This is a genomic window from Streptomyces vulcanius, from assembly GCF_042653945.1.
Classification (GTDB): Bacteria; Actinomycetota; Actinomycetes; order Streptomycetales; family Streptomycetaceae; genus Streptomyces; species Streptomyces mangrovi.
Genome location: NZ_JBHSFK010000022.1, coordinates 136913 through 148983, shown reverse-complemented (window position 1 = coordinate 148983; position 12071 = coordinate 136913). Strand labels below are relative to the sequence as shown.

Here is a 12071-nt window from a genome sequence, read left to right as displayed (position 1 = left end):
GGCAGCGGGCGGAATAGAGCGGAGGGGGGCTCTGTTGGGAGGGTATAGTTGAACGGTCAACAACCTTGGAGGGTGAGCGACCATGCAGTTCGGGATCTTCACGGTGGGCGATGTCACGCCGGACCCGACGACGGGCCGTACGCCGACCGAGCGCGAGCGGATCAAGGCCATGGTCGCCATCGCGCTGAAGGCGGAAGAGGTGGGCCTCGATGTGTTCGCCACCGGTGAGCACCACAACCCGCCGTTCGTGCCCTCGTCCCCGACCACCATGCTCGGCTATGTCGCGGCGCGGACCGAGAAGCTGATCCTCTCCACCTCCACCACCCTCATCACCACCAACGACCCGGTGAAGATCGCCGAGGACTTCGCGATGCTCCAGCATCTGGCCGACGGCCGGGTCGACCTGATGATGGGGCGCGGCAACACCGGGCCGGTGTACCCCTGGTTCGGGCAGGACATCCGGCAGGGCATCAACCTCGCCGTCGAGAACTACGCGCTGCTGCGCCGGCTGTGGCGCGAGGACGTCGTGGACTGGGAGGGGAAGTTCCGGACGGCCCTGCAGGGGTTCACCTCGACGCCCCGGCCGCTGGACGGCGTGCCGCCGTTCGTCTGGCACGGGTCCATCCGGTCGCCGGAGATCGCCGAGCAGGCCGCGTACTACGGCGACGGCTTCTTCCACAACAACATCTTCTGGCCGGCCGACCACACCAAGCAGATGGTCGAGCTGTACCGGAACCGGTACGCCCACTACGGGCACGGGACGCCCGAGCAGGCGATCGTGGGCCTCGGCGGTCAGGTGTTCATGCGGAGGAATTCGCAGGACGCGGTGCGGGAGTTCCGGCCGTACTTCGACAACGCGCCGGTCTACGGGCACGGGCCGTCCCTGGAGGACTTCACCGACCAGACCCCGCTGACCGTCGGCACACCCGAGCAGGTCATCGAGAAGACGCTGGCCTTCCGCGAGTACGCCGGTGACTACCAGCGCCAGCTGTTCCTCGTGGACCACGCGGGGCTGCCGCTGAAGACCGTCCTCGAGCAGCTCGACATGCTGGGCGAGGAGGTCGTGCCGGTGCTGCGCAAGGAGTTCGCGGTGGGGCGGCCGGCGGACGTGCCGGAGGCGCCGACCCACGCGTCCCTGCTGGCCGACGCGCAGAAGAAGGAGGTCGTGGCATGAGGCTCGTCGTCGTCTCGGCGGGGCTGAGCGTTCCGTCGTCGACCCGGCTGCTGGCCGACCGGCTGGCCGGGGCGGTCGGGCGGCAGGCCCCGGTGGACGTCGAGGTCGTGGAGCTGCGCGACCTCGCCGTCGAGATCGCGCACCACTTCACCAGCGGGTTCCCGGGGCGGAAGCTGGCGGAGGCGCTGGACGCGGTGAAGGCCGCCGACGGTCTGATCGTCGTCACGCCGGTGTTCTCGGCGTCGTACAGCGGGCTGTTCAAGTCGTTCTTCGATGTGCTGGACCAGGAGGCGCTGGCGGGCAAGCCGGTACTGATCGCCGCGACCGGCGGCTCCGCCCGGCACTCGCTGGTCCTGGAGCACGCCATGCGTCCGCTGTTCGCCTATCTGCGGGCCGTCGTCGTGCCGACCGCCGTCTACGCCGCCTCGGAGGACTGGGGCGCGGAGGGGCTGCCGGAGCGGATCGAACGGGCGGCGGGGGAGCTGGCCGGTTTGATGGGCGGGCTGACGGGCGGGCTGACGGGCGGGTCGACGGTGTCCGGGAAGCCCGCAGGGGAGGTCGGCGGCGCCTTCGACGTCGTACCGTTCGAGCAGCAGCTCGCCGCGTTGCGGCCCGCGGGGTGACGCAGCGCGACCGGTTCCGTCCAGGAGAGTGAGAGGGCAGTAAGAAGGGCGACGTAAGGAAGATCATCAGGTCGTCCGACGCTGAAAGCTTGGCAAACTGAACGCGTGCCTCAGACCGTGCTGCTAGCCGAAGACGACCGCGCCATCCGCAACGCGCTGGAACGCGCCCTGGCTCTGGAGGGCTACCAGGTCACAGCGGTGGCCGACGGGGTCGAGGCGCTGGCGCACGCCCACAAGTCGCCCCCGGACGTGCTCGTCCTCGACGTGATGATGCCCGGCATCGACGGCCTCCAGGTCTGCCGGGTGCTGCGCGCCGAGGGCGACCGTACGCCCATCCTGATGCTGACCGCGCTGGTGGAGACGGCCGACCGGATCGCCGGTCTGGACGCGGGCGCCGACGACTACGTCGTCAAGCCGTTCGACGTCGAGGAGGTCTTCGCACGGCTGCGGGCGCTGCTGCGCCGGACCAGGCCGGACGGCGCCGTCCCCGCCACCGAGACTCCTGTCGCCATCGCGCCCAGGCAGACCGGCGAGCGCTATCTGGAGGCCGCCGGGCTGCGCATGGACCCGCAGGCGCGGCGGGCCTGGCGCGGCGGGCGGGAGCTGGAGCTGACCCGCACCGAGTTCGAGCTCCTCGAACTGCTCGTGCGCAACGCGGGGATCGTCCTCGACCACTCCACCATCTACGACCGCATCTGGGGCTACGACTTCGGCCCCGGCTCCAAGAACCTCGCCGTCTACGTCGGCTATCTGCGCCGCAAGCTCGACCATCCCGGGGCCGGGCAGCTGATCCACACGGTGCGCGGGGTGGGTTACGTCCTGCGGGAGGACTGAGTGGCGCGGCCGGGCCGGCTGCGGCGGCTGCTGGTCCGGCCGCGGCCGAAGCTGGTGTCGCTGCGCACCACCTTCGCGGTGTCGTTCGCCGCGGTGACCGCCGTCGTGACGGTCCTGATCGGTGTGTCGTCGTACTCCGCCGCCGCCCGGCTGGTCAGGGTCGACCAGGAGTCGGTGTTCGACGAGGTCGTCCAGGATCTGCGGGACGAGGTGCGCGGGCATGTGATGGCGCCGGGGGACTTCTCCTCGTCCGCGCCGGGGCACGACATCGTCCGGCCGGCCCGGACCGACGTCCAGGTGCTGGGGCCGGACGGGTCGCTGGTCGACAGCGGGAGCCCCGGGCTGCCGGTGGTGGCCGCGGACCGGGAGGTCGCCGCGGCCCCGGCGGCCGGGGAGATGGTCGAGCACAAGGACGTGAACGTCGGCAGCGACGTCTACCGCGTCGCGACCGTCGCGCTCGGCGGCGGGCGGGGCGCGGTGCAGGTGGCGCAGGAGTTCAGCGACACCGAGGACCTGCTGCGGGCGCTCCAGCGGCGCACGCTCATCCTGATGGCGGCGGTGGTGACCGCGGCCGGGCTGTTCGGCTGGTGGCTGGCCCGGCGTATCACGCACCGGCTGGTCATCCTCACCACCGCGGCCGAGGACGTCGCGCGGACGCGCCGGCTCGGTGTGCAGGTGCCGGTCACCGGCCACGACGAGGTGGGGCGGCTTGGGCGGGCCTTCGACCGGATGCTGGGCCGGCTCGCCCAGTCCGAGGAGGACCAGCGGCGGCTGGTGCAGGACGCGGGGCACGAGCTGCGTACGCCGCTGACCTCGCTTCGTACGAACATCTCGCTGCTGCGGCGGATCGACGAGCTGCCCCCGGCCACCCGGGAGGAACTGGTGGCGGATCTGACGCAGGAGGCGCGTGAGCTGACCGATCTGGTGAACGAGCTCGTCGACCTCGCGGCCGGGCAGTCCGACAGCGAGCCGCCGCAGCGGGTGGACCTCGCCGACATCGCCGAGGAGGTCGCGGGGCTCGCCCGGCGGCGCACCGGGCGGGAGATCCTGGTGCGGGCGAGCGGTGACACCACCACCGACGGGCGGCCGGGGATGCTTCAGCGGGCGGTGTCGAACCTCGTGGAGAACGCGACCAAGTTCGACCGGGACGGCAGGGCGCCGATCGAGATCGCCGTCAGCGGGCCGGCCCGGCCGGGGCGGGTACGGGTCGAGGTGCTGGACCGGGGGCCCGGTATCTCCCAGGCCGACCTCACCCGTGTCTTCGACCGCTTCTACCGCGCCGCCGACGCGCGCTCCCTGCCGGGCTCGGGCCTGGGCCTGTCGATCGTGCGGGAGGTGGCCCTCTCCCACGGGGGCGCGCCGTTCGCCTCGCGGCGGGCGGGGGGCGGCTCGGTGATCGGGTTCACGGTGGGCGGACCGTGAGGGGCCGGCGGGGGCGGGGGCGGCGGGCGCCGGCGTGAGCGAGGGGGCGTCCCCGGGGTTCGGGCGAGTGGGCGGGGCCTCGGGTGTGTTTCTGGGGCGGGGTGAGTGGGCGGGGCTGCGGGCGCGTTTCCGGGCTTGGGTGAGTGGGAGGGGTTGCGGCCTGTCCCGGGGCGTCGGCGCGTGAGGGGCCCTGTGGGGCCTGTCCCGGCTGCCGGTGGGGCCGGAGGGGGCTGCCGGGTGTGCCCGCTGGGCCCTGGTGAGGTGCGAGGGGGCTGCCGGGTGTCCCCGTTGGGCCCTGGTGAGGCGCGAGGGGCTGGCGGTGTGTCCGTTGGCGCCGGTGATGTGCGACGGGGCTGGCGGTGTGTCCATGGGGTGTGGTGAGCAAGTATGCGTACGACTGGCCGGGTGGGACCGAGGGGATGCGCATGTTGACCGAGCAGGAGGCCGCCGTGCTTGCGGCCGTCGACGAGGAGAGTGCCGTACGGACGCTGCTGGAGCTGATCGCGATACCCAGCGTCACCGGCAGCGCCGCCGAGTCCGAACTCCAGCACCACCTGGCCGGACGGCTGGAGCGGCTCGGGATGGACGTCGACCTGTGGTCCATGGATCTGCCGGCGCTGCTCGACGACCCCGCCTTCCCCGGCATGGAAGTGCCGAGGGAAGAGGCGTGGGGGCTGGTCGGGGTCACGGAGGGCGGCGGTGACGACGGGCCGGCGCTGATCCTCCAGGGGCACGTGGACGTCGTACCGCCCGGTGATCCCGCGGCCTGGGAGGGGGACCCGTTCCGGCCCCGGGTGACCGGGGACCTCGTACACGGGCGCGGGGCCTGCGACATGAAGGCGGGGCTGGCGGCGCAGCTGGCCGCGCTGGCGGCGATCCGGGCCGCGGGGGTGCGGCTGCGCGGGCGGGTCGCGATGCACTGCGTCGTCGGGGAGGAGGACGGCGGGATCGGCGCGTTCGGGACGCTCCGGCGCGGCCACGGCGGTGACGCGTGCGTGATCGCCGAGCCGACCGCGGGGACGGTGATCACCGCGAACGCGGGGGCGCTGACCTTCCGGCTCACCGTGCCGGGGAAGGCCGCGCACGCCAGTTCCCGGGAGGCCGGCGTGAGCGCGATCGACGCCTATCTGCCGCTGCACGCTGCCCTGGCCCGGCTGGAGGCCGAGCGCAACCGGGACCCCGATCCGCTGCTCGCCGAGTACCCGATCCCGTACGCGCTGTCCGTCGGGACGCTGCGCTCCGGCGACTGGGCGAGCAGCGTGCCCGATCTGCTGGTCGCGGAGGGACGGCTCGGGGTGCGGCTGGGGGAGGATCCGGCGCGGGCGCGGGAGGCGCTGGAGCGGTGCGTGGCGGAGGTGTGCGCGGGCGACGCCTGGCTGCGGGAGCATCCGGTGGCGGTGAGCTGGCCGGGCGGGCAGTTCGCGAGCGGGCGGCTGGCGGCGGGGCATCCGCTGCGGGACACGGTGGCGGACGCGTACGCCGACGCGACGGGTGCGGCCCGGCCACGGGAGCGCGGGGCGACGTACGGCAGCGATCTGCGGCACTACACCGGGGCCGGGATACCGACGCTGCAGTTCGGGCCGGGGGACATCGCGGTCGCGCACAGCGCGGGGGAGCACGTGTCCCTACGGGAGGTGGGGGACGTGGCGCGGGCACTGGCGCTGACGGCGCTGCGGACGGCGGGGGTGCGGTGAGAAACCTCTGACACAGGAACGCCTCACGGCTGATGTCCCTCTTGGTCCGTGTGAGCGGGAGACGGGCGGTGTCCGTACTCCTGCCTGAGAGTCCCCGTACGGATGCGAGGATGAGGCGCCATGACTGCCGGGTGGTGTTCTCGCACGCTGAGGGCCGCGTTGTTCGCGGCCGTCTGTGTGCTGCTCGCCGCCCTGGGCCACGTCCTGATGTCCGGCGTTCCCGTGCCCGCGTGGACGCTGGCGGCGGGGGCCGCGGTGACCGGCGCGGCGGGGTGGTGCCTGGCGGGGCGTGAACGGGGGCTGACGGCCGTCGTCACGGTGGTGGTCGGGGCGCAGACGGGGCTGCACGCGGCGTTCGAACTCGCACAGTCGGCGTCGTCCTCCGCACCGGCGATGACCGGCATGCCGGGTATGACGGGTATGTCCGCCGCGGGTTCCATGAGTTCCATGGACGGCGGTCACATGGACGGTCACATGGCCGGCATGGACCACATGGCCGGCATGGGTGACATGAGCACCGCCGGTCTCTTCTCCTCCTCCCTCGGCATGCTCGCCGCCCACCTGCTCGCCGCGCTGCTGTCCGGGCTGTGGCTGGCCTACGGCGAGCGGGCCGCGTTCCGGATTCTGCGGGCCGTGGCCGGCCGGCTGGCGGCGCCGCTGCGGATGCTGCTGGCCCTGCCCCAGCCGCCGGACCGCCCGCGTGTCCGGATCCGGCGCCGTCGGTCGCAACGGGCGCCGCGGCTTCTTCTCGTCCACGCGATCACGTCCCGGGGTCCGCCCGTGGGGTGCGCTGCCTTCTGACGGCAGCCGGTGACCCGGGGCCGCCCGTGTGCGCCCCGGGCTTCGGCCGTACGTGCGCGCAGGCGCCGTAGGGCCGTTCCCCCGTTTTTCCCCACTTTCCCTGAAGGCGGACCCCAGGGTGATCACCCATGTTTCCGATGCCGCTGTTTCCGATGCTGCTGCTTCTGATTCGGCTGTTTCTGATGCCGTCGCTTCTGACGTCCATGTCTCGGATGCCGTCGCCTGCCCCGACGAGTCGATCACGGCGTGGGCGCTGGCCGCGCGTGCCGGTGACGCCGTCGCGGTGGAGCGGTTCGTGCGCGCGCTGCAGCGGGACGTCCGGCGCTATGTCGCCCATCTGTGCGCCGATCCCCAGGCTGTGGACGACCTCGCGCAGGACACGTTCCTGCGGGCGCTCGGCAGTCTGCACCGCTTCGAAGGGCGTTCCTCCGCCCGCACCTGGCTGCTGGCCATCGCCCGCCGCGCGGTGATCGACAGCTACCGGTACGCCTCCGTCCGGCCCCGCCCCTGTGACACCCCGGACTGGCAGCTGGCCGTCGAGTGGGCCCAGCCGCGCGGTCTGCCGGGCTTCGACGACGGCGTCGTCCTGCTGGATCTGCTGGCCGCGCTGCCGGACGAGCGGCGGGAGGCGTTCATCCTCACGCAGCTGGTCGGGCTGCCGTACGCGGAGGTGGCGCAGGTCAGCGACTGTCCCGTGGGGACGGTCAGGTCCCGGGTGGCGCGGGCGCGGGCGACCCTGCTGGACCTGATGGCGGCCTGACCGGGAAGGCGGGGGAGGGTGCGCGCAGGTCGCACCCTCCCGTTCGGTTCTCGTCAGGCGTCCTTGCGGGCCACCCCGCCGTAGATGCCGATCGGCGGGGTGCCGGGCCGGACGGGCTCGTCGGGGCGCCAGTCGGGGACCAGGACCAGACCCGGGTCGACGAGGGTGAAGTCGCCGAAGAAGTCCAGGACCTGGGCGCGGGTGCGGGGGTTCATGGAGGCGGTGGCGGTCTTGTAGACGGCCGCCGCGTCCTTGCGGCCGTCCTCGTGGACGTCCCCGGTGGCGTGGGAGAGGATCAGGTAGGAGCCGGTGGGCAGCGCGTCGCGGAGGGCGGCGACGACGGCGTTCGGGTCCTCCGCCTCGGTGACGAAGTGCAGGATCGCCACCAGCATCAGCGCCACCGGCTGGTCGAAGTCGATGATCTTGCGTACCTCGGGGTGGTCGAGGACGCCCCGGGGGTCCCGCAGATCGGCCAGCACGACGGAGGTGTCGGCCTCGTCGTCGATCAGGGCGAGGGAGTGGGCGCTGACGATCGGGTCGTTGTCGACGTAGGCGATACGGGTCTCGGGGGCGATGGCGCGCGCGATCTGGTGCACGTTGGGCTCGGTGGGCAGGCCCGTGCCGATGTCCAGGATCTGCCGGATGCCGCCCTCGGCGACGACGTGCCGGACGGCGCGGTGCATGAAACCCCGGTTGGCCCGGACCCCGACCCGTACCTCGGGGGCGGCCTGGATGAACTTCTCGGCGGCCTCCTGGTCGACCTCGTAGTTGTCCTTCCCGCCGAGGAAGTAGTCGTACATCCGGGCCGGGTGGGGCTTGCTCGTGTCGATCTCGAACGACTGGGCCTCGCTGTCGCCACCGCGGGGAGATTTCATGCTGCCTGGCTCCGTCCTGGACATGTGTGATGGTCAGATCATCGCAAACATCCGTGTGGCCAGGCGCAGTTCACCCCCCCCCTCGCGGCGATGACGTCACGCTCTCAGGGCGTAGACCTTGCCGTCGTCGCTGCCGACGTAGACGACGCCGTCCGCCACGGCCGGGGTGGATCTCACCGGACCCTCGGTGGCGTACGACCAGAGCCTGTCGCCGGTGCCGATGTCCAGTGCGTAGAGGGAGGAGTCGTGACTTCCGATGTAGAGCACGCCGTCGGCGGTGACGGGCGAGGAGTCGACGCGGTCGCCGAGGGTGTACGACCACTTCTCCGTCCCGCTGTCCGTCTCCACGGCGTGCACGGCGTCGTCGACGCCGACGCAGACGACGCCGTCCAGGACCAGCGGTCTCGTCGCCACCACGCCGTCGGTGGCGAACTGCCAGTTCCGGTCCCCGCTGCCGGCGTCCACGGCGTACAGATGGCTGCTTTCGGCGCCCATGTAGACGACGCCGCCGGCCACGGCGGGGGAGCCGGGCGCCGACTCGCCGCCGATGTGGTACGACCACTTCTCGCTGCCGGTCACCGCGTCGAAGGCGTAGAGGCAGCCGCAGTCGCTGCCGACGTACACCACGCCGTCCACCACGGTCGGCGAGGACTCCACGAGGTCGCCGGTGTCGTAGGACCACTCCTTCCTGCCGGTCGCCGCGTCGAGCGCGTAGAGGGAGCCGTCGTCGCTGCCGACGTAGACGATGCCGTTCGCCACCGTAGGCGAGGAGCGCACGTAGCCGCCGGTGTCGTAGGACCATGCCTTCTTGCCCGTCGCCGCGTTGACCGCGTGCAGGTGGCCGTCGTCGCTGCCGACGTAGACGACGCCGTTCGCCACGGTCGGTGAGGACCGCACGTCGGAGCCGATGTGGTACGACCACACGTCGTCGCCCGACGCCCCGTCCAGGGCGTAGAGGCAGCCGCAGTCGCTGCCGACGTACACCACGCCGTTCACCACCGTCGGCGACGAACGTACGAGGTCCCCCGTGTCGAACACCCAGAGCTTCGCGCCGCCCGACCCCCGGTCTCGGGGAGAGGGGTCGTCCGAGGTGGAGGCGGAGGAGTCGGTCGGGGTCGGCGAGTCGGAGGGATCCGCACTGCCGCCCTGTTCGCCTTGCCCGTTCAACTTCCAGCCGACGAAGGCCGCCCCGCCGAGCCCGACCGCGGCTGCCGAGAGCCCCAGGAGCAGGCTCCGGCGCGAGGGGGATGCCGTTCCGGTTGTCCCGGCCGCACCGGTGTGCGATCCGGGCGGTCCGACGATGACCGGAGGGGGCCAGCCTGCGTGGGGCTGCGGGGGCGGCCACCCTGCTTGGGGCTGGGGCTGGGGCTGGGGCTGGCTGGGAGGCGGGGGTCCCCAGGGGTGGGTGGTCGGGGCTTGGTGGACGGCCGGAGTGACTGGCGGTGGCGATGTGGGGGGCGGGAGCGGTGGGGCTGTCTGCTCCGGCTTGTCGGTTGCTGTCGGCGGGGCGGTGGGGGCCGGGGGTTCTTGTGGTGCCGGCACCGGTGCCTGTTGGAGTGCCGCGGCGGGCTTCGCATCCGCCGGCTCCGGTAGGGGCGCGGGCTCCCGCGGATCGGCCGGCCGGGGAAGGGGCTCGGGTTCCGGTGACGGTGTGGGCACCGGCACCGGCGGTGGAGTTCGGGGCAGGGCCGCGGACGTCTGCTCGCGTACCTCCTCGGCGACGGTCGCCGGCATCCACTCCGGCTCGGTCAGCAGGCCCGCCGTGCCGCCGTCGGCACCGCCCGCCCCGACCAGCCGTTCCAGGAGCGCGGCCACATCGGGGCGGCGGCCGGGGTCCTTCGCGAGGCAGTCGGCCACGATGTCACGGAGTACGGGCGGTACCCGGGTCAGCTCGGGCTCCTCGTACACCGTGCGGAAGTTCAGCGCGTTCGCGGCGCCGGTGCCGAAGGGTCCGATGCCGGTGCTGACGTAGACGAGGACCGCGCCGACGGAGAACACATCGCTCGGCGGTCCCACCGGATCGCCGGTGAGCTGCTCGGGGGACATGAAGCCGGGGGTGCCGACGACCGTGCCCACGTGGGTGAGCCGGGTATCCATGCTCGCTTCGGCCGCGCGCGAGATCCCGAAGTCGATCACCCTCGGGCCGTCGACCGCGAGCAGCACGTTGGAGGGCTTGAGATCCCGGTGGATCACGCCCGCCCCGTGGATCGCTTCCAGCGCCTCCGCCAGTCCGGCCCCCAGGGCCAGCGTCGGCTGCTCCGGCCAGGGCCCGTGCTCGGACAGGGCCTCACCCAGCGACAGGCCGGGAACGAAGATCGTGGCCAGCCAGGGTGGCGAGCCCTCCGGGTCCGCGTCGACGACCCCCGCGGTGAACGCCCCGTTGACGCGTCGCGCGGCGGCCGTCTCCCGTGCGAAGCGCCGCCGGAACTCCCGGTCGCCGGCGAGTTCCGGGCGCACCACCTTGACGGCTACCGGCCGGCCCCCCGGCGAGCGCCCCAAGTACACCTGGCCCATACCGCCGGCGCCGAGTCGGGCCACGATCCGGTAGCGCCCGACGAGACGTGGGTCGCTTGGTTCCAGGTCTGCGAACGTCCCCATCTTCGCTGTCACTCTCCCCGACGGCACGGCCTCCCGGAACCACGCCGAGCAACAGCATCCTCCCCGATCACGGCGGGCGGCTCAATGGATTCCGGGAACTGTCGGCTCGCCCTCGGCGCTGCTCCGCGGGGCTGCCCCCTGCAGTGAGCAGGCCGTCAGGGCTGCTCGCCCCGTGCGAAGAAGCTGATCAGGTCCTGGGATGTGGGTGTGCCGTTGCCGGCGGCTTCGGATTCGGCGGCGGCTGCGGCGCTGCGGACGAACATGGCCTGCTCGTACGCGGTGAGCGCGGCCTCCAGGTCGTTGGGGTGCGCGGCGACGGCCTCGCCGAGTTCGGCGCCGTCCAGCATGGCCAGGTTGGCGCCTTCGCCGTCCTGGGCTGCCAGGTGGGCGGCGTCGCCGAGCAGGGTCGCCCCCGGCACCCTGTCCCAGCGGTGCCCGCCCGGCAGCTTGTTGTGAGGGCGCAGGACCGGCGCCGTGTCGCTGTCGGTGATGAGGGCGGTGAGCTCGGGGGCCCAGCCGTCGAACTCCGCCGCGACCCGCGCGGTGGCCGCGGCGGCATCGGTGAAGTCGATACCGGCGAACCAGTCCAGCGCCCTGGGCAGCGTCACGTAGGTGTGCAGGGTCCCGCCGCTCTCCCGGTGGGCGGAGATCATCTTCCCGTCCGGCTCGAGCACGAGCAGCGACCCGTCACCGACCGCCTTCGCGGCGGCGGGGTGCCGGTTGTCGCCGTCGAACAGGTAGGTCTCGACGAACGAACTGCCGGTGTACTCGGGGGTGGCGTCGGAGAGCAGCGGCCGGACCCGTGACCACGCGCCGTCCGCGCCCACCAGCAGGCTCGTGACGACGATGCTGCCGTCGGCGAACGTCACCTCGTGGCGGCCCTCGCCGAGGGCGCGCACGCCGCCGGCCTTGTGTCCCCACCGGACGGTGTCGGCGGGCAGTGAGTCGAGCAGGATCCGTCGCAGCTCGCTGCGCTGCACCTCGGGGCGTCCGCCCGTGCCGTCGTCGGGCTGGTCGAGCAGGACGGTCCCGTCCGGGTCGAGGACCCGTATCGCCTGGCGGCCCTCCAGGACGATGCCGCGGAACTCGTCCATCAGGCCCGCCGCACCGAGGGCGAGCTGCCCGTTGTAGTCGTGGATGTCGAGCATCCCGCCCTGCGTGCGCGCCTCCGGCGATGCCTCCGCCTCGTAGACCGTGGCCGGGATGCCGTGGATGTGCAGGACGCGGGCGAGGGTCAGTCCGCCGAGTCCGGCGCCGATGATCGTGACAGGGCTGTTCATGGTGGTGGCT

Annotated in this window: 10 protein-coding genes; 7 read left to right on the top strand and 3 right to left on the bottom strand. The window is 72.8% G+C overall.

The genetic code is table 11. From position 1 onward, the window contains the following. Positions 1 to 82: 82 nt before the first annotated feature. The 7 genes from ACFPIH_RS30740 to ACFPIH_RS30710 all read left to right on the top strand — a co-directional run bounded on the left by ACFPIH_RS30740 (position 83) and on the right by ACFPIH_RS30710 (position 7308). Positions 83 to 1174, top strand: a complete 1092-nt coding sequence (locus ACFPIH_RS30740; RefSeq protein ID WP_381179309.1) for an LLM class flavin-dependent oxidoreductase — start codon at positions 83 to 85, stop codon at positions 1172 to 1174. Further along, positions 1171 to 1797, top strand: coding sequence for an FMN reductase (locus ACFPIH_RS30735; RefSeq protein WP_381179306.1), 627 nt, complete (start codon positions 1171 to 1173; stop codon positions 1795 to 1797). Before ACFPIH_RS30740 ends, ACFPIH_RS30735 begins: the two co-directional genes overlap by 4 nt. A gap of 105 nt (positions 1798 to 1902) precedes the next feature. After that, the gene (locus ACFPIH_RS30730; protein ID WP_381179303.1) at positions 1903 to 2631 is read left to right on the top strand and encodes a response regulator transcription factor; all 729 of its coding nucleotides are present in this window, start codon (positions 1903 to 1905) and stop codon (positions 2629 to 2631) included. Further along, on the top strand, positions 2632 to 4053 hold the full coding sequence (locus ACFPIH_RS30725) for a sensor histidine kinase (RefSeq protein WP_381179300.1): 1422 nt from the start codon (positions 2632 to 2634) through the stop codon (positions 4051 to 4053). A gap of 425 nt (positions 4054 to 4478) precedes the next feature. Beyond that, positions 4479 to 5747, top strand: a complete 1269-nt coding sequence (locus ACFPIH_RS30720) for an ArgE/DapE family deacylase (protein WP_381179297.1) — start codon at positions 4479 to 4481, stop codon at positions 5745 to 5747. A gap of 120 nt (positions 5748 to 5867) precedes the next feature. Further along, positions 5868 to 6548, top strand: coding sequence for a hypothetical protein (locus ACFPIH_RS30715; protein WP_381179294.1), 681 nt, complete (start codon positions 5868 to 5870; stop codon positions 6546 to 6548). A gap of 118 nt (positions 6549 to 6666) precedes the next feature. After that, entirely contained in the window at positions 6667 to 7308 is a 642-nt protein-coding gene (locus ACFPIH_RS30710) for a sigma-70 family RNA polymerase sigma factor (protein WP_381179291.1), read from the top strand. 53 nt (positions 7309 to 7361) lie between these two features. Here ACFPIH_RS30710 and ACFPIH_RS30705 read toward each other — a convergent pair whose 3' ends face one another. The 3 genes from ACFPIH_RS30705 to ACFPIH_RS30695 all read right to left on the bottom strand — a co-directional run bounded on the left by ACFPIH_RS30705 (position 7362) and on the right by ACFPIH_RS30695 (position 12061). Beyond that, complete coding sequence (locus tag ACFPIH_RS30705; protein WP_381179288.1) at positions 7362 to 8183, bottom strand: SAM-dependent methyltransferase; 822 nt, start codon at positions 8181 to 8183, stop codon at positions 7362 to 7364. A 96-nt stretch (positions 8184 to 8279) separates the two neighbouring features. Then, entirely contained in the window at positions 8280 to 10781 is a 2502-nt protein-coding gene (locus ACFPIH_RS30700; protein WP_381179285.1) for an outer membrane protein assembly factor BamB family protein, read from the bottom strand. Positions 10782 to 10936: 155 nt separating this feature from the next. Next, the gene (locus ACFPIH_RS30695) at positions 10937 to 12061 is read right to left on the bottom strand and encodes an FAD-dependent oxidoreductase (RefSeq protein ID WP_381179282.1); all 1125 of its coding nucleotides are present in this window, start codon (positions 12059 to 12061) and stop codon (positions 10937 to 10939) included. Positions 12062 to 12071: the final 10 nt, after the last annotated feature.

Excerpts from the sequence above, each read along its gene's own strand:
- ACFPIH_RS30695 (WP_381179282.1), bottom strand. The coding sequence starts at position 12,061 with ATGAACAGCCCTGTCACGATCATCGGCGCCGGACTCGGCGGACTGACC.
- ACFPIH_RS30715 (WP_381179294.1), top strand. The coding sequence starts at position 5,868 with ATGACTGCCGGGTGGTGTTCTCGCACGCTGAGGGCCGCGTTGTTCGCG.
- ACFPIH_RS30735 (WP_381179306.1), top strand. The coding sequence starts at position 1,171 with ATGAGGCTCGTCGTCGTCTCGGCGGGGCTGAGCGTTCCGTCGTCGACC.
- ACFPIH_RS30720 (WP_381179297.1), top strand. The coding sequence starts at position 4,479 with ATGTTGACCGAGCAGGAGGCCGCCGTGCTTGCGGCCGTCGACGAGGAG.
- ACFPIH_RS30700 (WP_381179285.1), bottom strand. The coding sequence starts at position 10,781 with ATGGGGACGTTCGCAGACCTGGAACCAAGCGACCCACGTCTCGTCGGG.
- ACFPIH_RS30705 (WP_381179288.1), bottom strand. The coding sequence starts at position 8,183 with ATGAAATCTCCCCGCGGTGGCGACAGCGAGGCCCAGTCGTTCGAGATC.
- ACFPIH_RS30740 (WP_381179309.1), top strand. The coding sequence starts at position 83 with ATGCAGTTCGGGATCTTCACGGTGGGCGATGTCACGCCGGACCCGACG.